Here is a 26,829-nt window from a genome sequence, read left to right as displayed (position 1 = left end):
TCGTTATGACCCACTCTCACGACGACATCAGGGTTGGCACACTGTGCCTTCCCTTCATTGGTAACGGCTGGCTAATGCCATGGGGTGAAGTGGTCAACAATCCATTAAAGGCGCAGCGGCTCGCTGAGGAATATCGGGAAAGGCAGGAGGCAGCTTGATACATTTCCATGGTGGACCCATCACGCCGGATACATGCGCGCTGAAGGCATGGAAAGGCAGGCATGCTTTCATCTCCTTCGCTAACCCCGGCCAATTAGCCCTTGCCAGCGAAGTCACCCAGTCTTTCGCGCTGGATAACGGCGCATTCAGCTTCTGGACGAAAAAGCGCGTTGTTAACTGGAATGACTACTACGCGTTTGTAGGTCGCTGGATGAATCACCCTCGCTTTGCTTTTGCTGTTATCCCTGACGTGATCGGCGGGACCAGTGAAGAGAACGACGCGTTAATCGCCGAGTGGCCGCACGGCAAAGTAGTCGGCGCGCCTGTGTGGCACATGAACGAGCCCGATGAACGTTTCTTCCGCCTGTGTCGAGAATTTCCGCGCGTATGTATCGGCAGCATGGGTGAATACGACGCGAAGCGCCCGCGATCATGTCGGGCAAAGTTACGCGATCTCATCCGTCACGTTGTCGACATAAACGGTTATCCGATAACAAAGCTTCACGGCCTGCGCATGCTGAACGCCGATATCTTCCGCCACATTCCGCTGTCGTCAGCAGACAGTACTAATGTGGCGCGCAATATCGGAATCGACAAGGCGTGGGATAAATCAGCCTACGCGCCGGCAAGCAAAGAAACACGCGCTGCGGTGCTTGTAGAACGCATTGAAGCCTTTAACTCTGCAAGTTCGCTGAATTACGACGCAGAACGCGATCGGTTCACGCCACAACTTGCTTTCGAGGTGTAATTCCATGACCGGAAAATACTCACTTATCTATGCTGATCCTCCCTGGTCTTACGGTAACACCATTAGCAACGGGGCCGCTGCCGATCACTACACCACAATGAAGCTAATCGACATCAAGCGCCTGCCGGTGTGGGAACTGGCGGCAGAAAACGCGGTGCTGGCGATGTGGTACACCGGCACGCATAACCAGGAGGCTATCGAACTGGCCGAGGCCTGGGGCTTTACCGTTCGAACGATGAAAGGATTTACCTGGGTGAAGTTTAACCAGAACGCGGAACTTCGCATCAACAAGGCGCTGGCCGAGGGTGTAGTCACCGACTTTTACGACTTCCTCGATCTGCTTAACGCCGAGACGCGCATGAACGGTGGCAACCACACTCGGGCCAACACCGAAGACTTACTGATTGCTACCCGCGGCGCCGGGCTGGAGCGAAAGCATGCCGGGATTAAGCAGGTGGTCTACAGCCCGCTCGGCGCGCACAGCGAAAAGCCGTGGGAAGTGCGCCACCGGCTGGAATTGCTTTATGGCGATGTGCCACGCATTGAACTTTTTAGCCGCAGCGCGGCGCCGGGCTGGCATCACTGGGGGAATCAGGCTGAATCACCGAATGTAGAGCTTTACCCAGCCAATATCCAGCCCATCTTCAAAGACGGATGGAGGGCAGCTTGATGCATACGACGCCTGAAACAGACAACGCCATCCGCGCTGCCTGCCGCCGCTGCACCAAGGAAATCCAGCAGGCCATGCGCAAGAAGCCAAAGCCTAACTGGAACGAAACGGTGCCTCCGATCATCAACAAGCATCACAAGAAAATTGAGCCTCTGGGAGTTAGCCTCCTGGAGTTCGTCTCATTCGCAGGACGCCTTAACGGGCGGTTTGGAGCAGAACAATGAGCAAATACAGAAAAGGCGCGGTATATCTTCGCAAAATGAAAGCCGGCGATAAATCGAATGACTTTCGCACTTATATGCGCATGGCGATGTTCAGTGACAAAAAAGCGTGGAAACACCCCGAGAAAATCAAGCCTGTCGTGCTCGTTCAGTATGGGCTGAAGAATATCGTAAGTATCTTCATGAATATGGATGACGCTACCGGTTGCCTGTTCAGTGGGGCGATTGAAAAGCGTGCGCGTAACTCCCGGCACAATCCGCGCCGCGGCATGCGTTACACAAAAGGCGACCTGAAGAAAGCTTTCCGAAAGTGGGCATTCAAACACAACACGGAGCGCGCCGCATGAAGGCACTAATCACCCGGGAGCTTAAGGCTCCTTTTTTATTGCTGGCGTTCACCTTCAACAGAATTAACCGACAGTTCCGGGAGCAATAATCATGAATGAATTTAAGGGTACTCTGGGAAAATGGAGCTTTTCTCACGGTAGCGCAAGTGACGACAATGTGGCTTGCATAGAAATTAATTCATCAGAATCGCTGCACGAAATCGCTTACCTCCAAAGTACACCAGCAAGCATCGGAAAATACGAACAGACATCTTTCGATAAAACAATCGCGAATGCGCACCTGATAGCAGCAGCGCCTGATTTGCTCGAGGCTCTGCAACTGGCACTTAACGCCATGAACGAGATGGGCGACATATTGAACTTTCACGACTTGGCGGAACAAAGCAAGGTTGATGAGCTAACGCCCGCGTTTGAAAAATCTCGCGCAGCCATCAGCAAGGCTCTGGGGGAGCATTAACCATGGCTGACATCATCGATACCGCAACAGAGATTGAAGAGCTTCAGCGTAACGCTGCCCTTTCCGCTCACCGCAGGAATAGAAACGCCGTATCGGCTGAGCGTTGTGAAGAATGCGACGAACCAATTCCCGAGCTGCGGCGCGCTGCCGTTCCCGGCTGCCAGACGTGCGCGGAGTGCCAAAGCGTCATCGAATTGAGGAATAAGCAGAGGGGGCTGTAAATTACCCTCACTCCCTTTTTAAACAGCAGTATTTACGTCCTTAACGGTGTCAGCCTAATATTTGTTAGTCTGTATTCAGGAGATCATAAGATGAAAGATATTATGCTTTTTGGTGCTGGACATGAAGGCACAAAGAAACAGGTTGAACCCGGGAAAGAATCCTACTACTTCAACAGCAAACCAGTATCATCGCCCACAGGCACTAATATAGTTAGTTATAGTGCAGAGCAGGTTTCATTCCGGGTTAGCACTGTTTATCCAGAAAAAGGAGGTTTTTTGATTGGAGTGCATGGTGAAGAACCTTCAGATAAAACGATAGTAGATGCGATATTTAAGTACAACCCTACCCCGCTAAACTGAAAACAGTGTACTGAAACGAACCTCTCCCTGGCGGGGTTTTTTATTGGATAAAACTCGCTGCGCCCAGCGTGCAGCATGAGGAGGGAGCGTGAAACCTTACGAATCGAAGAAATCGCAGTTCACCAGAAATCTGATCCGGCGGCGCCACGCTGAATGGTCTGAAAAAACCTTTGGCAATGTCGGCCCCGTCGGACCGCTTAAACACCTTTCAAAAGAGGCGCTGGAAGCTGCGGCCGATCCTGGCGACCTCAGTGAATGGGCTGATATGCAGTTCCTGCTATGGGACGCGCAGCGGCGCGCCGGTATCACCGATGAGCAAATCACCGCAGCGCTGGAAGAAAAGCTAAAGGTGAACATGACCCGCCACTGGCCTGAACCGAAAGACGGTGAGCCGCGCCTTCACATCAAGCCATGACGCAACTGATAGCCAGTTATGAGCTGGCTATTGGGTGCGAAAGCACTACTCCGTTATCCCCCTTTTTGCCCGGCCCCGCGCCGGGCTTCTTTTAACCTGATTTCGATTAATCAACACGTCAACGCGGCCTCGCTTATAATGCCTGGCGGCTAAGGAGTTCTCATGGCTAAGCTTCTCAACTTGCAGGAATGGGCTGCTGAGGTCTACACGACTCCACCCTCTCTTTCTACTCTGCGTCGCTGGACGCGGGAGGGGCGAATTTATCCTGCGCCGGAGCTGCACGGAAAGGAATATAAAGTTCTGCCTGACGCGATCTACGTTGATCCGCGCAAGAAGAACCTCCGTGTAAAACCGAAACACACTAAACTGCCGTCCGGCGGCACCTTACTGGAGAGACTGACTCATGGCGAAAAGGCCAGTACGTTACGACGCTAATCTGCCCCGTAACCTGACCTATCGTAAAAGAGACAGACTTTACAGCTGGCGCAACCCGGTCACCGGGCAGGAGATATCGCTTGGCCGGATTGATCGCAAGGATGCTGTCGCGCAGGCTATAGAGGCCAACAACTACATCGACCAGAATTACCTTCCCTCTTCTCTTTTGGATCGCATAAAAGACGTGCCCACTTTCACAGTGGCTGCATGGCTGGAGCGATACGAGGTAATTCTCGAGCGTCGCGAGCTGAAACCAAACACGATGAAGGTCAGGCGAAACCAGATCGCCACCATAAAGGATGAGTTCGGCAAAATACCCCTCACTTCCGTCACGACAAAAGACATCGCCTCATTTCTTGAAGCGTACATTCTCTGCGATAAAAAGAGCATGGCTTCGGGGCTGCGGTCTGTTTTAATGGACATATTCAGGGAGGCGATCGTGGAAGGACATGTGGACAGGAACCCGGCGGAACCTACGCGAACGCCGACGCCGAAAGTTAAACGAGAGCGCCTGTTGTTCGAACAATTCACCGTCATCCGTCAGTCCGCGGTAACTCATTCTGACTGGGCACCAAACGCATGCGATCTGGCACTGGTCACCGGACAGCGGCGGGAGGATGTCTCTCTGTTCAGGTTTAGTGACGTTAAAGACGGGAGGCTCTTTGTCACTCAGGAGAAAACAGGTCACAAACTGGCGCTTCCGCTTGATTTGAGGCTGGACGTCGCCGGGCTTATGTTGCAGGATGTCATTGACAGATGCCGGGTGAATAACCCTTCCGACTTCATGCTTTACTCGCCAGTTCGCCGCGGGGGAAGAAAGCCGGGGCCGCTAACTCCTGACGGACTCACCCAGGCATTTGCAGAGATAAGGGATTCGACCGGATTAAAATTCGGACCTAACCCACCTCCGTTCCATGAGATCAGAAGTCTGGCGAGCAGGCTGTATGAAAAGGAGCGTGGAGAGGATTTTGCGCAGCGATTGCTGGGCCACAAAAATTTAACAATGACGAAAAAATACCTGGACTCACGCGGTGCAGAGTATGTTATGGTTTAGACAGAATATGGATTGTTCGAGTAATTTTCGGGGGAATTCGTGTTGAGACCGAAAAAACCCTTAAAATACAAATAGATAAAAAGAGACCGAATACGATTCCTGTATTCGGTCCAGGGAAATGGCTCTTGGGAGAGAGCCGTGCGCTAAAAGTTGGCATTAATGCAGGCGAAGTCGCCTGACACCTTAAGAATAGATGACGTCGCCAGGTTTTCCAGTCCGCAGCCAAAGTGGTCGGAAAAAAAGCGTTTATACGTCGCAAAACAAAAAAACCGCAACGCCTCCAGAGAGAAGCCTGCGGTTTTTTTATGGCCTGTTACAGCCTCAGCAGAGCTTTTCTGCCCGTTCGATAAACGGAGCAAGGCTCATTTTTTGCCCAGGATTTTGCGGGTCATCTACCTGAATCACGCTGAGCGGCTGGCCAGTGCTTTTGCCGCTGGCGACCTGCTGTTCGGCGATATCATTCAGCGGATATTGCACCAGCGTGCTGGGGTTAATCACATAGAGCGCTTGCCCCGGGCGACAGGTGAGCATCACCTCTTCACGGTTAAATGCCCACTTGTCTTTACCCACTTCAAAGCGGCTGACGGTAATGACCTGCGGAGCGGCAAATGCAGAGCTGGCCGTGGCCAGCAGCACGAGAGAGAGCAGTGTTTTTTTCATTCGATGTTTAACCTTTAGAAGGGTTCCCAGGTGGCGAACAGGCTGACGGTTGCCAGCACCAGTGCCCCTGAAACAACCTCTGCCTTTGTCATCCAGATAAAAAGGTGTTGCGCGCGACCGTTTTCACGGTGAAAGCGTGGTACCAGAAAATACCGATTTACCAGCGCAATGACCACCATCAACGCCACCAGCGCACATTTGAACAAAAGCAGTTGTCCATAGTCCGACCGCCAGGGCCAGTTAACGCCCAGAATCAGCAGTGAATTAATGATACCGGTCAAAATCACGCCGGCAACCGCATAGTGCCCCACCCGCGAGAAACGCATCATGGTATAGATTGCGGGTGGACTCCAGCGCCCTTTTGCCAGCCGCATGCAAAACAGGAGCGGGAGCAGCCCCCCAATCCATGTTGCGGCGCACAGTAAATGCACCGCATGATTTACACGCTGCAACGCTCCGGGGAGCCCGTCCCGCATGGCGGCATGCCCGACGCCCGACATCAGCAGAAATTGTCCTGTCGCCAGCACCAGTAAAAGTCGCGCATTTCGTTCGGGCGCTATCCAGGCGGCGCAGGCGGTAAGCAACGCAACCAGGATTTGCCACAGCCAGACGCTGCCAAACTGCGTCCCGAGAACGGCAAGCCAGATATCCGGGCGGATAACGTCCCGCCAGCCCTCGCCCATTAAGCCGCCCTGTAACATCAGCAGGGCAACGGCGGAAAGAAGACTCACCACCACGGCCATTTTTTGCTGCCAGGCAAAGCGACGCGTCATCAGACGCTTAAGCGCAAACGGGGTCAGCCACGCACAGTAAAGCGCATTGCCGAAAATCACCATCAGCGCGGCAAAATGAACGAAACGCAGGCACACGTAGATCAGCGCGAGCATATTATTTCACGCTAAAGCGATAGCTGCCCTTCGTTTTATGACCGTCAACGGAAACCACGTGCCACTCAACGGTGTACGTGCCGGGCGTTAATGCCTGTTCAACGGGGACGATCAGCTGCGTCGCGTCATTTTCGGCACGCTTCGCTTTGCCCAGGCTCACTACCTGCTGTTTGTCTCCGCTGACGGTGACGCCACTGAATTTGGGTTCAATGCCTTCTGAAAAATTCAGGGTTAATGCCTGAGGGGCAGCCACGACCGCGGCGTCGGCGGCCGGGTATTGGTGTTTCAGATGGGCATGCGCCAGCGCAGAGGGGGCGGCGAAAACAGAAAAGAGTACGGCGAGCGCGCCAGCCGTTCGTGAGGCGGTAAAGATCATATCAATCATTCCTTTTTGTTATGTCTATATGACAGAGAATAACCTTCAATAATATCTGAGTCGAGCCTCATCCGGCGATGCCTTGCTAAAGAGGCGCAACCGCGCTAAGTTAGCGCCGCATAAAACAGGAGAAGCGTATGAACATCAATCTGGCAAACCTCCCGCAGGATGAGATGGACAAAGTCAATGTCGATCTTGCCGCCGCCGGGGTGGCCTTTAAAGAACGTTATAATATGCCTATCGTCGCGGAAGTGGTTGAACGCGAACAACCCGCGCATCTCCGCGACTGGTTCCGCGAGCGCCTGATTGCCCACCGGCTGACGTCCGTCAACTTGTCACGCTTACCGTACGAACCGAAAGTTAAATAACCTTAATGTGACGCTACACTTCCTTACACCGGTTGTGGCAGGATAAGAAACCCCTGAATCATTCATGGGTATTATTAATCCCTGCGACGAAGTGTATAAGGAAGTCACGATGTCCCAATGGAATATTGCCGCCGCTCAGTATGCCTCCCGGCACCACTGTATTGGCGAACACGTCAATCATCATCTTCATTTTATCTCTGCGGCGGCTGACCTGCGCTGCGATTTGCTTGTCTTTCCTGAACTCTCTTTAACGGGTGCCGCTGCCGATGCGTTTTCGCTTCCCTGCCCGCCGACTCAGCGGCAACTGAACCCGCTGAACCAGGCAGCCAGTGCCTGTAACATGACGGTCATCGCCGGAATCACCCTGGATACCGAAGCAGGACGACAAAAGGGGCTGGCGCTGTTTATTCCCGGGCAGCCGCACGCTGTCTGCACCCCTCTCGGCAGGCGTGCCTGTCCGGTGCCGGGAAAATCACAGGTCAACGTGCTCGGCGACCCCGACGATGCCCCTGGCCTCGATCCGCAGGCCATCCTGATGACCAGCTGTCTGGCCGTTGGGGAAAACCGCTGGACCGCTACCCTTAGCCGTATGCAGCGTTTTGCCCACCGTTATGCCATTGCGGTCCTTATGGCAAATGCCCGCAGCGGCAGCGCATTGTGGGATGCACGCGGGCAGCTTATCGTCCGTGCTGACCAGGGGGAGTTATTGTTGACCGGATCATTCGATCAGCGGGGTTGGCAAGGGGATATCATTCCTTTACGCTAAGCCTTTTACGGCCAGGAGTGTGCAATGCTACGCGTCATCGATACCGAAACCTGCGACCTTCAGGGCGGGATTGTGGAAGTCGCGTCTGTCGACGTTATCGACGGACAGATCGTCAATCCTGTGAGCCATCTGGTTCGTCCCGATCGTCCAATCAGTCCGCAGGCGATGGCGATTCACCGGATCACCGAATCCATGGTGGCCGATAAACCCTGGATTGAAGACGTTATTCCGCACTACTACGGCAGCACATGGTATGTAGCGCATAACGCCAGCTTTGACCGTCGCGTCCTGCCAGAGATGCCCGGCGAGTGGATATGTACGATGAAGCTGGCGCGCCGTTTATGGCCGGGGATCAAATACAGTAATATGGCGTTGTATAACTCCCGCAAGCTCAGCGTCAAAACGCCTGAGGGGTTGCACCACCACCGCGCGTTGTACGACTGCTATATTACCGCCGCACTGCTTATCGATATCATGAATGTCTCGGGCTGGACGCCAGACGATATGGTGACGATCACCGGACGCCCTGCGCTGTTGACCACCTTTACCTTTGGTAAGTATCGTGGCAAAGCGGTCTCGGAAGTGGCGCAACGTGACCCGGGATATTTACGCTGGTTATACAATAACCTCGACAAAATGAGCCCCGAATTGCGCCTGACGCTTCGCCACTATCTGGACGAGGCTTAATCCTCCTGTGGACCTGGCAAACTGCCCTGCGCCAGGCCAATGAGGAAGGCATATTCCAGCGCTACCCCTTCGTAGGATTTGAAACGGCCCGACTTCCCGCCGTGGCCCGAATCCATGTCCGTGCAGAGCAGAAGTAGATTGTCATCCGTTTTTAGCTCCCGCAGTTTGGCCACCCATTTTGCCGGCTCCCAGTACTGCACCTGGGAGTCATGTAACCCGGTCGTTACCAGCATGTGCGGATAGGCTTTTGCCTCTACGTTATCGTACGGGCTGTATTCCAGCATATAGTGGTAATAGACTTCATCCTGCGGATTCCCCCACTCTTCAAACTCGCCGGTGGTAAGGGGAATGGACTCATCCAGCATGGTGGTGACCACATCGACAAACGGAACCTGCGCGACGATACCTTTGAACAGGTCAGGACGGGCATTGATAACCGCCCCCATCAGCATCCCCCCGGCGCTGCCTCCCATACCAAAGCAACGCCCCCGGTCGCCATAGCCTTGCGCGAGCAGGGCATCACACACGTCGAGGTAGTCGTTAAAGGTATTTTTCTTCTTGAGGAATTTGCCGTTTTCATACCAGTGCTGTCCCAGCTCGCCGCCGCCGCGAATGTGGGCAATAGCATAGACAAAGCCCCTGTCGAGCAGGCTGAGTCGGCTGCTGCTAAAATCGGCATCCATACTGGAGCCATACGAGCCGTAGCCATATACCAGCAGCGGATTGGTCCCCTGGCGGAAGCAGTCGATGCGATACACCAGCGACACGGGCACTTCCACACCGTCCCGCGCCTTCACCCACACGTGCTCGCTGCGGTAAAGGCTGGAGTCGAATCCCGCTACGTCGGCCTGCTTCAACACCCGGCGCTGCCCGGTATCCATATCGAGTTCAAACAGGGTGTCCGGGGTGGTCATCGATGAATAGCCGTAACGCAGGCGTGAAGACTCAGGCTCAGGGTTAAAGCCAATCCAGGTCACGTAGGCCGGATCGTCAAAGGCGATGCCCGTCACTTCGCGGGTTTTACGGTTGATCTGGCGGATGCTGGTGAGGCCGCGCTGACGCTCCTCAACCACCAGCCAGTCAGTGAACAGGGTAAATCCTTCCAGCATCACGTTTTCGCGTGCCGGGATCAGCACTTCCCATTTGCGTTCATCGCGCACTTTTGTTTTGTAAAGACCGAAGTTTTTACCTTCACGGTTCGAACGCAAATAAAACGAATGCTGGAAATGATCCAGACTGTATTCATGATCTTTACGCCGCGGCAGGAAGCAGAGCGGCTGGGCGTCGGGTAGTTCGGCATCCAGCAGCAGAACCTCGGTGGTGGTCGCGCTGGCAAGGTAGATCATCACGTAATGTCGCGAGGTTGTTTTAGAAAGACTGACGTAAAACGTCTCGTCTTTTTCTTCATATACCAGCTCGTCATCCGTCGCGGAGGTGCCCACCGTATGCCGCCACACCTGGTAGGGCAACAGCGTAGAGGCATGTTTCTTGATGTAGTAGACCGTCTCGGAGTCATTTCCCCAGACAAAGTCGGACGAGACGTTATCCAGCATTTCTGGATACCAGTTTCCGGATTCCAGATTGCGAAACCGCAGGCCGTACTGGCGACGGGAGAGATAATCCTCGGCCAGCGCCATAATGGTGTTGTCAGGTGAGACGGCCATGCCCCCCAGCGTATAGAACTCGCTGTGCGCAGCGCGCTGGTTAGCATCCAGCAGCGTTTCCCACTCATCCCACTCGGCACTGAGCACGGATTGGCGCTGATAAATCGCATATTCCTGTCCCGGCTCGTAAATATGCCGATAGCGGTAGCCGTTTTTGGTCCAGGGAGCGGAGATATCGCGCTGGGGAACGCGCGCGATCATTTCGCTCAACAATGTATCCTGAAGCGCTTGCTGGCTTTCCATGACCTGTCGGCCATAGTCGTTTTCCTGATGCAGGTAGTCGAGAACCTCTGGCTGCGAGCGAGAGTCGTCCCGCAGCCAGTAGTAGTTGTCTGTGCGCGTATCGCCATGGGTGACGATCGCTTTGGGAATGCGTCGGGCTTTTGGAGGCATATCAGTTATTCTTTTACGTTTTACACCCTATAAGGGTGGCAAAACACACGCATGATGCAAGCGAAACGTGATAGCCAGTGGGAATTTTTAACCCGGTAACGCCTGTTTTTGCTGTTTAATGTCGTTTTCGATCCCTTCGCGCACGTCCTGAGGGATCTTCAGGGCATCGCCCAGACCCTGCAGATAGCTGCGTTCCATAAAGTGATCGATGTCGATAGCCGCGCAACTCAGAAAATAGAGTTCCAGCGCTTCCTCTTCATTTTTTACGCCATTAGCCAGCCGTTGCGGATCGAGAGGTTGCTCAATAGCCTGGGCGATAAGGGCCCGTCCCTCATTTTCCACTCCCGCTTCACGCAACTGTGATTCAATGGCGGCACGTTCGCTGTCATCAATATGGCCATCGCTTCTGGCGGCAAACACCAGCGCAAGAATGAGTCGCTCCGTACGTTCATCAAGCGCGGAGCTTTGCTGACCGAAGTCTGGCTCACCCTGATGCGCAGCGCGGATCTTGTCCTTGTATTTATTCCATAACACCGTTCCGGCTACCGCCCCGCCGCCTGCCAGCAGCGCGCCTGTGCCATATTTTGTCAGCAGTTTACGCGACGATTTATTCGCTACCAGCAGCCCCGCAAGGCCGCCCAGAGCACCCGGAACCAGCATTTTGCTCAGCCCCTGCTCCCCCGATGCCGGTCCTTTTGACCCCAACACAGATTGCAATTGTTTCATCCAGCCTGACATAGATTTCCTCACTAAACGGTGCATGTATTGTTCAGACTAAGCGAGAAGGTGTCAGGAAACGTCTTCCCCCGCTAAAGAAGCGCAAATTCCTGGGCCACAATTCCGCCGCAGGCAAGACAGACGCAAACGTTTTCGTTTATACTGCGCGCAACTTTTTCAGGGGGATTTTATGACTCGTTTGGGAACTGCTTTGCGTCCGTCCGCGACGCGTGTGATGCTGCTGGGTTCGGGTGAGCTGGGCAAAGAAGTGGCCATTGAATGCCAGCGAATGGGTATCGAGGTGATTGCCGTTGATCGTTATGCCAACGCACCTGCGATGCACGTCGCCCATCGCTCGCACGTTATCAATATGCTCGATGCGGATGCCTTGCGTACGCTTATCGAACAGGAAAAGCCTGATTATGTCGTCCCGGAAATTGAAGCCATCGCCACCGATACCCTGCTGGCGCTGGAAGCGCAAGGACAACGCGTGGTCCCCTGCGCCCGGGCGGCGAAGCTGACCATGAACCGGGAAGGTATTCGGCGTCTGGCGGCCGAAACCTTATCGCTCCCCACCTCAGCCTATCGTTTTGCGGAGGATAAAGCGGCGTTTTTACGCGCTGTCGACGAGATAGGGTTCCCGTGCATCATTAAGCCTGTAATGAGCTCATCCGGTAAAGGCCAGAGCTTTATCCGCGATGCCGAAAGCCTGGATACCGCGTGGGATTACGCGCAACGTGGCGGACGTGCCGGAGCCGGACGGGTCATTGTCGAGGGCGTTGTTGCCTTTGATTTCGAGATTACGCTTCTGACCGTCAATGCCGTCGATGGCGTGCATTTCTGCGATCCGATTGGACATCGTCAGGAGGACGGGGATTATCGCGAATCCTGGCAGCCGCAGCAGATGAGCGCCCTGGCGTTAAAACGTGCCCAGGAGATCGCCCGCGACGTCGTGCTGGCGCTGGGAGGATATGGCTTGTTTGGCGTGGAACTCTTTGTCTGCGGTGATGAGGTTGTCTTCAGTGAAGTCTCCCCTCGTCCGCATGACACCGGCATGGTGACGCTGATCTCACAAGATCTGTCGGAATTTGCCCTGCACGTGCGCGCGTTCCTTGGGTTGCCGACAGGCGGCATTCGTCAGTACGGTCCGGCAGCCTCGGCGGTGATCCTGCCGCAATTGACCAGCCAGGACGTCACCTTCGATCGCGTGGATGGCGCGCTGGGTGCGGGTATGCAGATTCGTTTGTTTGGTAAGCCTGAAATAGATGGCGTGCGCCGTTTAGGGGTGGCATTAGCGATGGCCGATAACGTCGAAGATGCCATTGAACGGGCGAAGATGGCCGCGGCAAGCGTGAAGGTGGAAGGATAACAAAACGGGCCAGATGGCCCGTTTTTTCGTCTGCTTTACTGCTTCGCGCCTTCGACAGCTTCACGCGCCAGCTTAGTGATGCGATCCCAGTCGCCTGCTTCCAGCGCATCCGCCGGCACCAGCCAGGAGCCACCAATACACAGCACGCTTTTCAGCGCCAGGTAATCGCGGTAGTTGGCAGGAGAAATACCGCCGGTCGGGCAGAAACGCACCTGAGAGAACGGCCCTGCGATGGCCTGCAGCGCTTTGGTGCCGCCGTTGGCTTCTGCCGGGAAGAATTTAAACTCTTTCAGACCGTAGTCCATACCCAGCATCAGTTCAGAAACCGTGCTGATGCCCGGGATCAGCGGGATAGTCCCTTCCGTTGCCGCTTTCAGCAGAGGCTCGGTCAGGCCTGGGCTGATGGCGAACTGCGCGCCTGCTTCAGTCACTTCCGCCAGCTGCTGAGGATTCAGCACCGTTCCTGCACCAATAATGGCATCCGGCACGTCTTTCGCAATGGCGCGTATCGCGTCCATGGCACAGGCAGTACGCAGCGTTACTTCCAGAACACGCACGCCACCGGCCACTAACGCTTTCGCCATCGGCACCGCGTGTTCCAGCTTATTTACCACGATAACCGGGACTACAGGACCCGTGGTCAGGATTGCTTCTGCACTTGTTTTCCAGTTTTTCATCAGAGTTTTCTCTCGCCAGATCGATAAATCTTTCGTCTTAAAACGTAATACAGGTTGCGCCCTGTTCAGCCCCGGAGAGTTTCTCACGCAGCGCACTGAACATTTCGCGTCCTGTTCCCACACGCGACGCGCTCAGGTCAGGAATATGCGGCTTGCGGGATTCAAGTTCTGCTTCATCCACCAGCAGGGTCAGTTCACCTGTCTGGCCATTCACGCGGATGAGGTCTCCATCGCGGACTTTTGCCAGTAACCCACCATCGTATGCTTCGGGGGTCACATGAATTGCAGAAGGTACTTTACCCGATGCGCCGGAGAGTCGTCCATCGGTAACAAGTGCAATTTTGAAACGGCGGTCCAATAATACACCAAGTGGCGGCATAAGTTTATGTAATTCTGGCATGCCGTTCGCTTTTGGCCCCTGATGGCGCACCACAACGACGCAATCCTTGTCGAGCAAGCCCGCATCGAAGGCCGGTAAAACGTCGTGCTGGCTTTCAAATACCACGGCCGGGGCTTCGATAATCTGGTTCTCTTCCGGTACGGCAGAGGTTTTCATCACCGCGCGTCCCAGGTTACCGCTCAGCACTTTGGTACCGCCATGGTGAGAGAACGGGTGTTCAAAGGTGGCAATGACCTGCTTATCCAGCGAATCCTGCGCCCCTTCGCGCCAGTCCAGCTCGCCGTTGTTCAGCCACGGTTCAAGGGTATAACGCTGCAGGCCATGACCTGCGACAGTATTCACGTCTTCGTGCAGTAATCCGCCTTTCAACAGTTCACGGATCAAGACAGGCACCCCGCCCGCCGCCTGGAAGTGGTTAATATCAGCGGGACCATTAGGATAAAGGCGCGCCATCAGGGGCACCACGGAGGAGATCTCCGAGAAATCATCCCAGTTGATTAAAATACCCGCCGCGCGCGCCATCGCCACCAGGTGCATGGTGTGGTTAGTTGACCCACCGGTTGCCAGCAGCGCCACAATCCCGTTGACGATCACTTTTTCGTCGACCATTTTACCCAGCGGCATCCACTCGTTGCCGTTGCCCGTCAGACGGGTCACCTGACGCGCTGCCGCCTCGGTTAACGCCTGGCGAAGAGGGGCATCAGGCTGAATGAACGACGAGCCAGGCAACTGCATCCCCATAAATTCCACCACCATCTGGTTGGTGTTGGCGGTGCCGTAAAACGTGCAGGTGCCGGGCGCGTGATAGGACGCGGCTTCGGCTTCCAGCAGTGCCGCGCGATCGGCCTTGCCTTCGGCATAGAGCTGACGAATTCGGACTTTTTCTTTGTTCGGCAAGCCGCTCGCCATCGGACCGGACGGCACAAAGATGGCAGGCAAGTGACCAAACGACAGCGCCGCCATGGCCAGCCCCGGGACAATCTTATCGCAGACGCCCAGGTACAACGCACCGTCAAACATATTGTGCGACAGGCCAACCGCAGCGGACATGGCGATGACTTCGCGGCTCAGCAGGGACAATTCCATGCCATCCTGCCCTTGCGTCACACCGTCGCACATGGCCGGCACGCCACCAGCCACCTGCCCGACGGCATTGGCGCTGTGCAGCGCTTTACGAATAATTTCCGGATAGTGCTCGTAGGGCTGGTGCGCCGAGAGCATGTCGTTATAAGAGGTGATGATCGCAATATTGTTACGCAGCATGCTTTTCAGCGACGCTTTATCGTCTGGCTGACAGGCGGCGAAACCGTGGGCCAGGTTGCCACAGGCCAGCTGTGAACGATGGACTGTATCCGTTTTGGCCTGCTCGATGCGTGCGAGGTAGGCAGAGCGTGTCTTTTTAGAGCGTTCGATAATACGATTTGTTACCCGTAACATTACTGGATTCATAGCGGCTCCTAAAATTTATCTCTCCGGATCCGGGATGTTAACAAGGTAAGTCGTAAGTATTAACACGGCTGAAACGCTTGCAGTCCGGAGCCAGGGGGCAAAATCACTGTCACCAGTGTAATAAAAAAAGCTCCGTGGGTGAATCCACACGGAGCTTAAATGATTAAAAAGTGGGCCAGAATCTGTGTCAGATCATGTTACCGGTAAAATAACCCGTTTGGATTACCGACAGGCTTACTCGAACTCGTTCCAGGAACGGCCATCACGGGTGATCATCGCAACGGAAGCGACAGGCCCCCAGGTGCCGGCCTGATACGGTTTTGGCGCATCCTGATCCGCCGCCCAGGCTTCAGTGATTGAATCTACCCATTTCCAGGCTTCCTCTACCTCATCACGACGCACGAACAGCGCCTGAATGCCGCGCATGGTTTCCAGCAGCAGGCGCTCATAGGCGTCGGCCAGATGCGTTTCATTGAAGGTTTCGGAGTAGCTCAGATCGAGCTTGGTGGTCTGCAGGTTATGCTTATGGTCCAGACCCGGCACCTTATTCAGCACCTGAATATCCACCCCTTCGTCAGGCTGCAGACGAATGGTCAGTTTGTTCTGCGGCAGCTCCTGCCAGGACTCTTTAAACAGGTTCAGTTCCGGGTTTTTAAAGTAGACCACGACCTCTGAACATTTGGTTGGCAGACGTTTGCCGGTGCGCAGATAGAACGGAACCCCCGCCCAGCGCCAGTTATCAATATCCACGCGAATCGCAACGAAGGTCTCCGTGTTGCTGGACTTGTTCGCGCCCTCTTCTTCCAGATAGCCAGGGACTTTTTTGCCCTGAGCAAAACCAGAGGTGTACTGACCACGGACCGTTTTTTCACGCACGTTCGAGCGATCGATACGGCGCAGCGATTTCAGCACTTTCACTTTTTCATCGCGAATGTTGTCAGCAGAGAGGTCGGACGGCGGAGACATGGCAATCATGCACAGGATTTGCAACAGGTGGTTCTGGATCATGTCGCGCATCTGACCGGCCTGGTCAAAATAACCCCAGCGCCCTTCAATCCCCACCTCTTCGGCCACCGTAATTTCAACGTGGTCGATGGTGCGGTTATCCCAGTTGTTGGCAAACAGCGAGTTGGCAAAACGCAGCGCCAGCAGGTTCAGAACGGTCTCTTTGCCCAGGTAGTGGTCAATACGATACACCTGGCACTCTTCGAAATATTCGCCCACCTGATCGTTGATTTCACGTGAGGTCGCCAGCGAATTTCCGAGCGGTTTTTCCATGACGACGCGCGCGGGCTTGGCGTTCAGCTTCGCTTCGCCGAGGCCTTTACAGATCGCGCCGAAGGTGCCTGGCGGCATGGCAAAATAGTTAATCGTGACGCGATTTTCCTGGTCAAGCATATCGCCCAGACGGGTAAACGCCTTAACGTCGTTCACGTCGAGATTGCAGAAATCAAGACGGCCACTGAGGGAATCCCACAGGCTCTCGTCGATTTTCTCTTTCATGAAGGTTTCAAGCGCTTCACGCACCACCTGGGTGTAAGCGTCTTTATCCCAGTCAGCACGCCCTACGCCCAGGATACGCGTATCCGGATGGAGCTGGCCTGCTTTTTCCAGTTGATACAGGGAAGGCAGCAATTTACGGCGTGCAAGATCGCCTTTCGCGCCGAAAATGACCAGGTCACATGCCTGGGCTGTTTGCGTTACCGCCATGTCATTCTCCTCAGTTAGATATCCTGATGCTTGTGCCAGGAATCGTTGTAATTTTATTACAATGCACTGTACTGCTTTTACGTCATTCCCGAAACCATTAGCGCTTAACCTCGCGTGCGATAACGCGAAATTGCGCCCTTTTTCGACAGCAGGCTCGGCAGTCGGCATGAAACGGGCGAATCATTGTTCAGTCAGGTTGTCGTCAAAACCCGACAGCGATCAAGTAATGAAAAAAAACAACGACATTTCTGCACGTTCATTACCCTTATGCCACGGCGCAGGGGTATATTCTTGCTAATTCGAATTATGATTTCATCAATTTATGAAATCGTTTCCACCCGCGAGCGTTTTGTCATAATGAACATGCTGGAAAAAATCCAGTTTCAACTGGAACACCTTAGCAAATCCGAGCGAAAAGTGGCCGATGTTATTCTTGCCTCCCCCGCTCAGGCTATTCATTCAAGCATCGCTGCGCTGGCGCAAGAGTCCGGGGTTAGCGAACCCACGGTGAACCGTTTTTGCCGCAGTCTGGATACCCGGGGTTTTCCCGATTTTAAACTGCATCTGGCACAAAGTCTGGCAAACGGGACACCTTATGTAAATCGCCATGTCGATGAAGACGACAGCGTCGAGGCCTACACAGCAAAAATTTTCGAATCCGCGATGGCCACGCTCGACCAGGTCCGTCAGTCGATGGATATGGCATCGGTCAATCGCGCAGTGGATCTGCTCACGCAGGCTAAGCGTATCGCCTTTTTTGGGCTAGGTTCTTCGGCCGCGGTGGCGCATGATGCCATGAACAAGTTTTTCCGTTTTAACGTCCCGATTATTTATTCAGACGACATCGTGCTGCAACGCATGAGCTGTATGAATTGTAACGAAGATGACGTGGTTGTGCTCATCTCGCATACCGGGCGCACCAAAAGCCTGGTAGAACTCGCGCAGCTGGCGCGTGAAAACGATGCCATGGTCATCGCATTAACCACCGCGGGTACGCCGCTTTCGCGCGAGGCGACCCTGGCTATTACCCTGGACGTGCCGGAAGACACGGATATGTATATGCCCATGGTCTCCCGTCTTGCTCAGCTCACCGTCGTTGACGTGCTGGCAACGGGATTTACGCTCCGGCGCGGCGCGAAATTCAGAGATAACTTGAAGCGGGTCAAAGAAGCGCTCAAGGAATCGCGTTTTGATAAAGAGTGATTCGAACGAGTGGTAGTCCCTAATCTTATATAACAAGGTTGTTACTTTTTTCGGTATTCGGTAAGTTTTACACAGCACCGAATCTTATGTTCACGCAACACCAAAGTTGTTTCAGTCAACGGAGTATTACATGTCCAGAAGGCTTCGCAGAACCAAGATCGTTACTACCTTAGGCCCGGCAACAGACCGCGATAATAATCTCGAGAAAATTATTGCTGCGGGCGCCAACGTAGTGCGCATGAACTTCTCTCACGGTACCGCAGAAGATCACAAATTACGTGCAGATAAGGTCCGTGAGATCGCGGCAAAACTGGGGCGTCACGTGGCCATCCTCGGCGACCTTCAGGGTCCGAAGATCCGTGTTTCGACGTTTAAAGAAGGCAAAGTTTTCCTTAACATCGGCGATAAATTCCTTCTCGACGCCAACCTGGGTAAAGGTGAAGGCGATAAAGAGCGCGTCGGTATCGACTATAAAGGCCTCCCGGCTGACGTGGTGCCTGGCGATATTCTGCTGCTCGACGATGGGCGCGTGCAGTTAAAAGTGCTGGACGTTCAGGGCATGCAGGTCTTCACCGAAGTGACCGTCGGTGGCCCTCTTTCCAACAACAAAGGCATCAACAAACTGGGCGGTGGCCTCTCTGCGGAAGCGCTTACCGAAAAAGACAAAGCGGACATCATTACCGCGGCGCAAATTGGCGTGGACTATCTGGCCGTCTCCTTCCCGCGCTGCGGCGAAGATCTGAATTATGCTCGCCGTCTGGCGCGTGATGCGGGTTGCGATGCAAAAATCGTGGCAAAAGTGGAACGTGCAGAAGCAGTGTGCAGCCAGGATGCGATGGATGATGTGATTCTGGCGTCAGACGTCGTGATGGTTGCCCGTGGCGACCTGGGCGTGGAAATCGGCGACCCGGAACTGGTGGGTATCCAGAAGGCGCTGATTCGTCGCGCACGTCAGCTTAACCGCTCGGTGATTACCGCGACCCAGATGATGGAATCGATGATCACTAACCCAATGCCAACGCGCGCCGAAGTGATGGACGTCGCCAACGCCGTGCTGGATGGCACCGATGCCGTAATGCTGTCTGCTGAAACCGCAGCGGGTCAGTATCCGGCAGAAACCGTGGCGGCAATGGCGCGTGTGTGCCTGGGCGCTGAGAAGATCCCAAGCATCAACGTCTCTAAGCACCGTCTGGACATTCAGTTCGACAACGTGGAAGAAGCGATTTCCATGTCGGCGATGTATGCGGCAAACCATCTGAAGGGGGTGACTGCGATCATCACCATGACCGAATCGGGGCGTACCGCGCTGATGACATCCCGCATCAGCTCCGGCCTGCCTATCTTCGCCATGTCGCGTCATGAACGTACCCTGAACCTGACCGCCCTCTATCGCGGCGTCACCCCGGTTCACTTCGACAGCGCTAACGATGGCGTTGCGGCGGCTAATGATGCGGTTAACCTGCTGCGCGACAAGGGTTATCTGGTGTCCGGTGATATCGTTATCGTTACCCAGGGTGACGTAATGAGTACCATTGGCTCTACCAATACCACGCGTGTGATGACCGTCGAGTAAGTCATCCACTCGTGAAGCACATAAAAATCCCCCATACCGGGGGATTTTTTATTTCTTCGGGAATAACTCTTTCCGCTTATAAGGCTCTTTTTCACCCGGTTTGCGCGTTTTGAGCAGCTTTAAAATCCAGGTGTACTGTTCTTTATGCGGCCCCACCAGGATCTCAACCTCTTCGTTCATCCGACGGGCGATGGTATTATCATCCGCTGTCATCAGGTCATCCATCGGCGGGCGAACCTCAATCGTCAGACGATGCGTTTTTCCATCGTAGACCGGGAATAACGGTATCACCCGTGCATCGCACACCTTCATCAAACGACCAATCGCGGGAAGCGTGGCTTTATAGGTCGCAAAAAAATCCACGAATTCACTGTGCTCGGCGCCATGGTCCTGATCGGGAAGATAATAACCCCAGTAACCCTGACGTACAGATTTGATAAACGGCTTAATACCATCGTTACGCGCATGCAGACGACCGCCAAAGCGACGACGCACGGTGTTCCAGGTGTAATCGAAAATTTTGTTCCCCTGGTTGTGGAACATTGCCGCCATTTTTTGCCCCTGCGATGCCATCAACATCGCCGGGATATCGACTCCCCAACCATGAGGAACCAGGAAAATAACCTTTTCATCGTTACGCTGCATCTCATCGATGATTTCCCGCCCTTTCCAGTCGACGCGGCTCATCAGCTTCTCTGGCCCACGTAGCGCCAGCTCTCCCATCATCGCCATCGCCTGCGGGGCGGTGGTGAACATCGCGTCAATAATGGCTTCACGCTCAGCGTCGGTTTTTTCCGGGAAGCAATACAGAAGGTTGATCTGCGCACGGCGGCGGGCGCTTTTACCTAACCGCCCTGCCAGACGGCCCAGCTTGCCCAATACCGGATCGCGGACCGAGGCCGGCAGCAAGGCGATTCCGGCAAACGCGTACACGCCCAGCCAGGTGCCCCAGTATCGTGGATGGCGAAAAGATTTCTCAAACTCAGGAATATACTCAATGTTGTTTTTTTTGGTTTCCATGCGGGTTCCAGGGTCTGGTGACGCAAAAAGATAATGAGATAGTGTAGCGAGGCTGATTGCTCCGCACAAAAGAAAAAGCCGGCGCAAAGAGCTGCACCGGCTTTAAAACATCGGGGGTTAGTCGAAGCGCAGCTGCGGCATTACCTCTTTGACCTGCGCCAGGTAGTCCGTTCTGTCCTTACCGGTCAACCCTTCTGTGCGCGGCAGCTTCGCCGTGAGCGGGTTCACCGCCTGCTGGTTGATCCACACTTCATAATGCAGATGCGGCCCGGTAGAACGACCGGTGTTGCCTGAGAGCGCAATGCGATCGCCGCGTTTCACTTTCTGTCCAGGTTTGACCAGCAATTTACGCAGGTGCATATAGCGGGTGGTGTAAGTACGCCCGTGACGCACGGCAACGTAGTAGCCTGCGGCTCCGCTGCGTTTCGCCATCACCACTTCGCCGTCACCCACCGAGAGCACCGGTGTCCCCTGCGGCATCGCAAAATCAACGCCACGATGAGGCGCAACACGCCCTGTCACCGGGTTCAGACGACGCGGATTAAAGTTGGAGGAGACACGGAACTGTTTAGCCGTTGGGAAACGCAGGAAACCTTTTGCCAGACCCGTACCGCTACGATCGTAGAATTTACCGTCTTCAGCCCGTATCGCGTAGTAATCCTTTCCTTCTGAACGCAGACGCACACCGACCAACTGGCTCTGCTCGCGTTTACCGTCCAGCATTTCGCGGGACATCAGGACGGCGAACTCATCGCCTTTTTTCAGCTTGCGGAAGTCCATTTGCCACTGCATGGCTTTAATCACAGAGCTAATTTCACCGCTCGTTAGCCCGGCCTGACGCGCACTGGCAACGAAGCTTCCACCAACGGTACCTTTCAGCACGCTGTTAACCCAGTCGCCCTGCTGCATCTCGCTGGTCATCTTGAAGCCGTTTCCGGCGCGATCGTAGGTGCGGGTTTCCCGGCGGGAGACTTCCCAGGTCAGACGTTGTAAATCGCCATCATCGGTGAGCGTCCAGGAGAGTTGCTGACCAATTTTAAGGTTGCGCAGTTCTTTATCAGAGGCCGCAAGCTGGCTGATTTCGCCCATCTCGATGCCGTACTGATTGAGCACGCTGCTTAAGGTATCGCCCGTTGAAACCACATATTCATGAATACCGGCTTCGTTGGCTGTTTTATCATCAAGTTCATCCTGCGGGATAGCTTCATCTTCCTGGGCCGCCTGATCGATAGGTTCACTGGCCTCGGGCAACAAGGAACGAATTTCACTCTTTTCCAGCTCAATGGTTTTGATGATCGGGGCAGAACTCGGGTGGTAAACATAGGGTCGCCAGACGGCGACCGCTAAGGTGAGAACTGTAAGAGACCCCAGCATAACGCGATGGGGTCGAGGCAGATTATTAAATGCCAGGGCGACAGAGCGGGCTATCTGTTGCACGTATCCACTTCCTCGTTAATCTCCTTTCAGGCAGCTCGAATATTGGTTCGCTAATTGGCTGAGAAACTGAGAATAGCTCTGTTTACTCAGCTGAATAGAGGTACCTAACGGGTCAAGGGTTCCCATGCGCACGGATGTCCCCCTTGCCACGGCTTCCACGACCGCTGGCCTGAACTGTGGCTCAGCAAAAACGCATGTCGCCTTTTGCTCAACCAACTGTGTTCTGATTTCATGTAAGCGCTGCGCACCGGGCTGAATGACGGGGTTGACGGTAAAATGCCCCAGCGGGGTCAAACCGTAGTGTTTTTCGAAATAGCCGTAAGCATCATGAAAAACGAAGTACCCTTTACCTTTCAGCGGTGCCAGCTCGTTACCAACCTGCTTATCGGTTTGGGCTAATTGTGCCTCAAAATCCTTCAGGTTGGCGTCAAGTTTGGCTCGACTTTGCGGCATAAGTTCCACTAATTTATCGTGGATTGCAACCGCCGAGAGCCGCGCTATCTCTGGTGAGAGCCACAGATGCATATTGTATTCACCGTGATGGTGATGCTCGTCACCTTTTTCAGCCGCACCATGATCGTGGCCGTGTTCATGTTCGTCCTCTTCTTCACCTTTCATCAGCAGAGGTTTCACACCTGGCAGGGCGGCAATTGTCACCTTTTTTTGCTCAGGAAGCTGATTTGCAGACTTCTGCATGAAGGCTTCCATCTCAGGGCCAATCCATACCGCTAAGTCCGCGTTTTTTAAGCGCTTTACATCAGACGGGCGCAACGAATAATCATGCTCCGACGCGCCATCAGGCAGCAGAACTTCGGTCTCTGTCACGCCATCAGCAATCGCCGAGGCAATAAAGCCCAGCGGCTTAAGCGAAGCGACGACGGCGGCGTTAACATCTTGTGCTGTTGTACCCCAAAGGGCAGCGGATAATGCTGCGAAAAGAAGCGTATTTTTATGTAACATAATGCAACTTATTATCGAAATGAATGTGTGGAATGTGATATTATAACATTCGATGACTTCTGCAAGCATAAATTGACATGACGACTTTAGTTTCACTCGAAAATATCTCCGTCTCTTTCGGCCAACGCCGCGTCCTGTCGGATGTGTCACTGGATCTGAAACCCGGTAAAATTTTGACCTTACTCGGCCCAAACGGCGCGGGTAAATCAACGCTGGTGCGCGTGGTACTGGGCCTGGTAGCACCTGAAAAAGGCGTTATCAAGCGAGATAGCAAACTGCGCATTGGCTATGTTCCTCAAAAGCTGCATCTGGATCCCACGTTGCCGCTTACGGTCAGCCGCTTTCTGCGTCTGCGCCCTGGCACACGTAAAGCGGATATTTTGCCCGCGTTAAAACGCGTACAGGCCGGCCATCTGATGGATGCGCCGCTGCAAAAACTCTCCGGGGGTGAAACCCAGCGCGTGTTGCTGGCGCGAGCGCTACTGAGCAAGCCTCAGTTGCTGGTGCTGGACGAACCGACTCAGGGTGTGGATGTAAATGGTCAGGTCGCACTTTACGATCTGATCGATCAGCTGCGCCGTGAGCTGGACTGTGCGGTGCTGATGGTATCCCACGACCTGCATCTGGTCATGGCGAAAACCGATGAAGTGCTTTGCCTTAACCATCACATCTGCTGCTCTGGCACGCCGGAGGTTGTCTCCATGCATCCGGAATTTATCTCAATGTTTGGTTCTCGCGGGGCTGAGCAACTGGGCATTTATCGCCATAACCATAATCATCGCCATGATTTGCAAGGACGAATTGTTCTGCGTCGGGGAAATGGACACTCATGATTGAATTGTTACTGCCCGGCTGGCTGGCCGGGATTATGCTCGCCTGCGCGGCGGGGCCACTTGGCTCATTTGTGGTCTGGCGCAGAATGTCTTATTTCGGTGATACGCTGGCCCATGCCTCGTTACTGGGCGTGGCCTTTGGGTTGCTTTTAGATGTTAATCCTTTTTACGCGGTCATCGTGGTCACGCTTCTGCTTGCGGCCGGGCTGGTCTGGCTCGAAAAGCGCCCTCACCTCGCCATTGATACGCTGCTTGGCATTATGGCCCACAGCGCGCTCTCACTGGGTCTGGTGGTGGTCAGTCTGATGTCGAATATTCGCGTCGATCTGATGGCCTATCTTTTCGGCGACCTGCTCGCCGTCACGCCGGAAGATTTACTCTCCATCGCCATCGGCGTGGTGGTGGTACTCGGTATTCTGCTCTGGCAGTGGCGGAATTTACTGGCCATGACCGTGAGCCCGGACCTGGCCTTCGTCGACGGCGTGAAGCTGCAGCGCGTTAAGCTGCTGCTGATGCTGGTAACGGCGTTAACCATTGGCGTGGCGATGAAGTTTGTCGGGGCGCTGATTATTACGTCGCTGCTGATCATCCCTGCGGCAACGGCGCGTCGTTTTGCCCGTACGCCGGAGCAGATGGCCGGTGTGGCCGTGGTTATCGGGATGATTGCCGTAACGGGCGGGTTAACCTTCTCGGCGTTTTATGACACACCTGCGGGGCCGTCGGTGGTGTTGTGTGCGGCGGTGTTGTTTATTTTCAGTATGATGAAAAAACAACCGAATGCCTGAATGACCCATTACCACCATAGAGTGTAGCGCTTCGCTTCATGTGCTGTGATCAACTCATGGCGAGACTTACACCCACCGGAGTGCGCCCATGCCGGGCGCATATATAAATAAGCACAGATGTAATTATCTGTGCTTATTTTATTTATTGGTACAGGTTGCTAAATGTAATTTGGCACCAGGGACGTTTATTCCGCCTTCAATATCAAGACATTTAAGAACACCATCGGTATCCACTTTTTTCAGTTGTCCGTTAATATGATCCCAGTTGCTCCCAATTGGGTCATACTCGCGCAAATAAATTTTCCCGCTTAAGGGTGCGAAAGCATAGTCTGGATAGGTATCCAGAAGCAGCGCTCCATTAATTGAGAAATTAGGCTCACGAATATCCTGCGTAGTGGGTTTAATACCACATGTCTCCATCGTCGCCTGCTCGAACGCAGCGCCAGTCATACATAATGTTTGCCCGTTACTGGTGTTTTCAAGTTTGTGATCGACCATTTTCCATATCTGGGTTTGGGAAATAGCGGCATTCGCTACGCCAGACATAGCCGCCATTGTCAGCGCGACAATAGTCAGAGTCTTCATTGCTTTCATTGTATTATTCCTCATGAGGTGATGAAATTAATATATAGCAGGGATATCGCTATAAATTCATCTTAGAGACATGAGTGAATTATCTAAAATAAAAGAGAGGCTAAATTTATCCAAAAATAATATGGATAATAACCTGGATGAGGTAAATAATCGGTCAGTATCACAGGCGGAATTGAACATCCCGCCTGCTCATCATTACGGCATTTCGGGCGGAGTGATCCCGAAGTGGTCCCACGCGCGCACCGTCGCCATACGTCCACGCGGGGTACGCTGTAAGAATCCTTGCTGAATCAGATAGGGTTCCAGAACATCCTCAATGGTCTCGCGCTCTTCACCGATTGCCGCCGCCAGGTTATCCAGCCCAACCGGCCCGCCGAAGAATTTATCCAGTATCGCGAGCAGTAACTTGCGATCCATGTAATCAAATCCTTCAGCATCTACATTGAGCATGTCCAGCGCCTGGGCAGCGATGTCCAGCGAGATGGTGCCATCGTGCTTCACTTCGGCAAAGTCACGCACGCGGCGCAGCAGGCGGTTGGCGATACGCGGCGTACCGCGCGAACGTTTTGCCACTTCGTACGCCCCGTCATCGCTCAGCTCCAGGCCCATGAAGCGCGCACTGCGCCCGACGATGGTTTGTAAATCAGCCACCTGATAGAACTCAAGACGCTGCACAATGCCAAAACGATCGCGCAGAGGGGACGTCAACGAACCCGCTCGCGTCGTCGCACCAATGAGCGTAAAAGGCGGCAGATCGATTTTAATCGAGCGCGCCGCCGGTCCTTCACCAATCATGATATCGAGCTGATAATCTTCCATCGCCGGGTAGAGAACTTCTTCCACCACGGGGGATAAACGGTGAATTTCATCAATGAACAGCACGTCATGCGGTTCGAGGTTGGTCAGCATCGCCGCCAGATCGCCCGCCTTCTCCAGCACCGGACCGGAGGTGGTGCGTAGATTCACCCCCATCTCATTGGCGACGATATTGGCCAGGGTGGTTTTGCCCAGCCCTGGCGGGCCGAAAATCAGCAGATGATCGAGCGCTTCTGAGCGAAGCTTCGCCGCCTGAATAAAGATTTCCATTTGCGAGCGAACCTGTGGCTGACCAATGTACTCCTCCAGAAGCTTTGGACGGATCGCGCGATCCACCACATCTTCCGGTAGGGTACTGACGGCCGATATCAGGCGGTCTGCTTCAATCATCCTTTACC

General features: G+C 54.1%; 31 protein-coding genes and 1 pseudogene. 19 read left to right on the top strand and 13 right to left on the bottom strand.

Features of this window, described 5'->3' with window-relative positions:
- The first annotated feature begins 5 nt into the window (after positions 1 to 5).
- From LZP96_RS09565 to LZP96_RS09515, 11 genes and pseudogenes are all read left to right on the top strand, one after another.
- Entirely contained in the window at positions 6 to 158 is a 153-nt protein-coding gene (locus LZP96_RS09565) for a DUF1317 family protein (RefSeq protein WP_258925854.1), read from the top strand.
- The gene (locus LZP96_RS09560; RefSeq protein WP_045418776.1) at positions 155 to 907 is read left to right on the top strand and encodes a hypothetical protein; all 753 of its coding nucleotides are present in this window, start codon (positions 155 to 157) and stop codon (positions 905 to 907) included. Before LZP96_RS09565 ends, LZP96_RS09560 begins: the two co-directional genes overlap by 4 nt.
- 4 nt (positions 908 to 911) lie before the next feature.
- Positions 912 to 1,577, top strand: a complete 666-nt coding sequence (locus LZP96_RS09555) for an MT-A70 family methyltransferase (RefSeq protein ID WP_258925853.1) — start codon at positions 912 to 914, stop codon at positions 1,575 to 1,577.
- Entirely contained in the window at positions 1,577 to 1,801 is a 225-nt protein-coding gene (locus LZP96_RS09550; RefSeq protein ID WP_258925852.1) for a hypothetical protein, read from the top strand. Before LZP96_RS09555 ends, LZP96_RS09550 begins: the two co-directional genes overlap by 1 nt.
- Positions 1,798 to 2,145, top strand: a complete 348-nt coding sequence (locus LZP96_RS09545; protein WP_258925851.1) for a hypothetical protein — start codon at positions 1,798 to 1,800, stop codon at positions 2,143 to 2,145. Before LZP96_RS09550 ends, LZP96_RS09545 begins: the two co-directional genes overlap by 4 nt.
- Before the next feature lie 91 nt (positions 2,146 to 2,236).
- The gene (locus LZP96_RS09540; RefSeq protein ID WP_258925850.1) at positions 2,237 to 2,602 is read left to right on the top strand and encodes an XkdD/Y8K6 family phage-associated protein; all 366 of its coding nucleotides are present in this window, start codon (positions 2,237 to 2,239) and stop codon (positions 2,600 to 2,602) included.
- A gap of 2 nt (positions 2,603 to 2,604) precedes the next feature.
- Entirely contained in the window at positions 2,605 to 2,823 is a 219-nt protein-coding gene (locus tag LZP96_RS09535; protein WP_258925849.1) for a TraR/DksA family transcriptional regulator, read from the top strand.
- A 90-nt stretch (positions 2,824 to 2,913) separates the two neighbouring features.
- Positions 2,914 to 3,183: a hypothetical protein gene (locus LZP96_RS09530; RefSeq protein WP_045341760.1), complete on the top strand. Its 270-nt coding sequence runs from the start codon at positions 2,914 to 2,916 to the stop codon at positions 3,181 to 3,183.
- A 136-nt stretch (positions 3,184 to 3,319) separates the two neighbouring features.
- Positions 3,320 to 3,592: pseudogene (locus LZP96_RS09525) on the top strand (DUF550 domain-containing protein); the annotation flags it as partial.
- A gap of 168 nt (positions 3,593 to 3,760) precedes the next feature.
- A complete protein-coding gene (locus LZP96_RS09520; RefSeq protein ID WP_258925848.1) occupies positions 3,761 to 4,033 on the top strand; it encodes an excisionase in 273 nt (90 codons plus the stop codon).
- Complete coding sequence (locus LZP96_RS09515; RefSeq protein WP_258925847.1) at positions 4,002 to 5,087, top strand: tyrosine-type recombinase/integrase; 1,086 nt, start codon at positions 4,002 to 4,004, stop codon at positions 5,085 to 5,087. The genes LZP96_RS09520 and LZP96_RS09515 overlap by 32 nt, the downstream gene beginning before the upstream one ends.
- A gap of 321 nt (positions 5,088 to 5,408) precedes the next feature.
- Here LZP96_RS09515 and LZP96_RS09510 read toward each other — a convergent pair whose 3' ends face one another.
- Genes LZP96_RS09510 through yobA form a run of 3 tightly spaced genes read right to left on the bottom strand, consistent with a single transcriptional unit; the run spans position 5,409 to position 7,010 of the window.
- Complete coding sequence (locus LZP96_RS09510) at positions 5,409 to 5,747, bottom strand: YebY family protein (protein ID WP_064326493.1); 339 nt, start codon at positions 5,745 to 5,747, stop codon at positions 5,409 to 5,411.
- A gap of 14 nt (positions 5,748 to 5,761) precedes the next feature.
- Entirely contained in the window at positions 5,762 to 6,634 is an 873-nt protein-coding gene (copD, locus tag LZP96_RS09505; RefSeq protein ID WP_064326494.1) for a copper homeostasis membrane protein CopD, read from the bottom strand.
- A 1-nt stretch (position 6,635) separates the two neighbouring features.
- Entirely contained in the window at positions 6,636 to 7,010 is a 375-nt protein-coding gene (gene yobA, locus LZP96_RS09500) for a CopC domain-containing protein YobA (protein WP_064326495.1), read from the bottom strand.
- A gap of 137 nt (positions 7,011 to 7,147) precedes the next feature.
- Here yobA and LZP96_RS09495 point away from each other — a divergent pair, with 137 nt between their 5' ends.
- The 3 genes from LZP96_RS09495 (at position 7,148) to exoX (ending at position 8,831) form a co-directional block, all read left to right on the top strand.
- The gene (locus tag LZP96_RS09495; protein ID WP_064326496.1) at positions 7,148 to 7,378 is read left to right on the top strand and encodes a DNA polymerase III subunit theta; all 231 of its coding nucleotides are present in this window, start codon (positions 7,148 to 7,150) and stop codon (positions 7,376 to 7,378) included.
- Between the two features lie 109 nt (positions 7,379 to 7,487).
- Positions 7,488 to 8,144 (top strand): nitrilase-related carbon-nitrogen hydrolase, encoded by a 657-nt coding sequence (locus LZP96_RS09490; RefSeq protein WP_064328153.1) that lies wholly within the window; start codon positions 7,488 to 7,490, stop codon positions 8,142 to 8,144.
- Between the two features lie 24 nt (positions 8,145 to 8,168).
- Entirely contained in the window at positions 8,169 to 8,831 is a 663-nt protein-coding gene (gene exoX / locus LZP96_RS09485; protein WP_064326497.1) for an exodeoxyribonuclease X, read from the top strand.
- Here the strand turns inward: exoX and ptrB are convergent.
- The gene (gene ptrB, locus LZP96_RS09480; RefSeq protein ID WP_064326498.1) at positions 8,828 to 10,888 is read right to left on the bottom strand and encodes an oligopeptidase B; all 2,061 of its coding nucleotides are present in this window, start codon (positions 10,886 to 10,888) and stop codon (positions 8,828 to 8,830) included. The genes exoX and ptrB overlap by 4 nt on opposite strands.
- An 87-nt stretch (positions 10,889 to 10,975) precedes the next feature.
- Complete coding sequence (locus tag LZP96_RS09475) at positions 10,976 to 11,626, bottom strand: tellurite resistance TerB family protein (protein ID WP_064326499.1); 651 nt, start codon at positions 11,624 to 11,626, stop codon at positions 10,976 to 10,978.
- Between the two features lie 169 nt (positions 11,627 to 11,795).
- Between LZP96_RS09475 and purT the strand changes: the two genes are divergently transcribed.
- Complete coding sequence (gene purT / locus LZP96_RS09470) at positions 11,796 to 12,974, top strand: formate-dependent phosphoribosylglycinamide formyltransferase (protein ID WP_064326500.1); 1,179 nt, start codon at positions 11,796 to 11,798, stop codon at positions 12,972 to 12,974.
- A gap of 35 nt (positions 12,975 to 13,009) precedes the next feature.
- On the opposite strand, the gene kdgA is transcribed toward purT, so the two are convergent.
- The 3 genes from kdgA to zwf form a co-directional block, all read right to left on the bottom strand.
- A complete protein-coding gene (gene kdgA / locus LZP96_RS09465) occupies positions 13,010 to 13,651 on the bottom strand; it encodes a bifunctional 4-hydroxy-2-oxoglutarate aldolase/2-dehydro-3-deoxy-phosphogluconate aldolase (RefSeq protein WP_064326501.1) in 642 nt (213 codons plus the stop codon).
- Positions 13,652 to 13,688: 37 nt separating this feature from the next.
- A complete protein-coding gene (edd, locus tag LZP96_RS09460; protein ID WP_064326502.1) occupies positions 13,689 to 15,500 on the bottom strand; it encodes a phosphogluconate dehydratase in 1,812 nt (603 codons plus the stop codon).
- Between the two features lie 234 nt (positions 15,501 to 15,734).
- Positions 15,735 to 17,210: a glucose-6-phosphate dehydrogenase gene (zwf, locus tag LZP96_RS09455; RefSeq protein WP_064326503.1), complete on the bottom strand. Its 1,476-nt coding sequence runs from the start codon at positions 17,208 to 17,210 to the stop codon at positions 15,735 to 15,737.
- A gap of 357 nt (positions 17,211 to 17,567) precedes the next feature.
- On the opposite strand from zwf, the gene LZP96_RS09450 reads away from it, so the two are divergent.
- On the top strand, positions 17,568 to 18,413 hold the full coding sequence (locus tag LZP96_RS09450; RefSeq protein ID WP_064328154.1) for a MurR/RpiR family transcriptional regulator: 846 nt from the start codon (positions 17,568 to 17,570) through the stop codon (positions 18,411 to 18,413).
- 130 nt (positions 18,414 to 18,543) lie between these two features.
- The gene (gene pyk / locus LZP96_RS09445; RefSeq protein WP_064326504.1) at positions 18,544 to 19,986 is read left to right on the top strand and encodes a pyruvate kinase; all 1,443 of its coding nucleotides are present in this window, start codon (positions 18,544 to 18,546) and stop codon (positions 19,984 to 19,986) included.
- Positions 19,987 to 20,034: 48 nt separating this feature from the next.
- On the opposite strand, the gene lpxM is transcribed toward pyk, so the two are convergent.
- The 3 genes from lpxM to znuA all read right to left on the bottom strand — a co-directional run bounded on the left by lpxM (position 20,035) and on the right by znuA (position 23,403).
- A complete protein-coding gene (gene lpxM / locus LZP96_RS09440; RefSeq protein WP_064326505.1) occupies positions 20,035 to 21,006 on the bottom strand; it encodes a lauroyl-Kdo(2)-lipid IV(A) myristoyltransferase in 972 nt (323 codons plus the stop codon).
- Between the two features lie 117 nt (positions 21,007 to 21,123).
- Entirely contained in the window at positions 21,124 to 22,443 is a 1,320-nt protein-coding gene (gene mepM, locus LZP96_RS09435; protein ID WP_064326506.1) for a murein DD-endopeptidase MepM, read from the bottom strand.
- Positions 22,444 to 22,458: 15 nt separating this feature from the next.
- A complete protein-coding gene (gene znuA, locus LZP96_RS09430; RefSeq protein WP_064326507.1) occupies positions 22,459 to 23,403 on the bottom strand; it encodes a zinc ABC transporter substrate-binding protein ZnuA in 945 nt (314 codons plus the stop codon).
- A 77-nt stretch (positions 23,404 to 23,480) separates the two neighbouring features.
- Here znuA and znuC point away from each other — a divergent pair, with 77 nt between their 5' ends.
- A complete protein-coding gene (gene znuC / locus LZP96_RS09425) occupies positions 23,481 to 24,236 on the top strand; it encodes a zinc ABC transporter ATP-binding protein ZnuC (RefSeq protein WP_064326508.1) in 756 nt (251 codons plus the stop codon).
- Positions 24,233 to 25,021 (top strand): zinc ABC transporter permease subunit ZnuB, encoded by a 789-nt coding sequence (gene znuB / locus LZP96_RS09420; protein WP_064326509.1) that lies wholly within the window; start codon positions 24,233 to 24,235, stop codon positions 25,019 to 25,021. Before znuC ends, znuB begins: the two co-directional genes overlap by 4 nt.
- Positions 25,022 to 25,159: 138 nt before the next feature.
- Here the strand turns inward: znuB and LZP96_RS09415 are convergent, their stop codons facing one another.
- Together LZP96_RS09415 and ruvB are read right to left on the bottom strand one after the other, a co-directional pair.
- On the bottom strand, positions 25,160 to 25,615 hold the full coding sequence (locus LZP96_RS09415) for a hypothetical protein (protein ID WP_064326510.1): 456 nt from the start codon (positions 25,613 to 25,615) through the stop codon (positions 25,160 to 25,162).
- Between the two features lie 195 nt (positions 25,616 to 25,810).
- Positions 25,811 to 26,821: a Holliday junction branch migration DNA helicase RuvB gene (gene ruvB / locus LZP96_RS09410; protein WP_064326511.1), complete on the bottom strand. Its 1,011-nt coding sequence runs from the start codon at positions 26,819 to 26,821 to the stop codon at positions 25,811 to 25,813.
- Positions 26,822 to 26,829 lie beyond the last annotated feature (8 nt).

Source organism: Huaxiibacter chinensis, from assembly GCF_022171985.1.
GTDB lineage: Bacteria > Pseudomonadota > Gammaproteobacteria > Enterobacterales > Enterobacteriaceae > Enterobacter > Enterobacter chinensis_A.
This window is presented reverse-complemented; position numbering and strand designations above follow the sequence as displayed.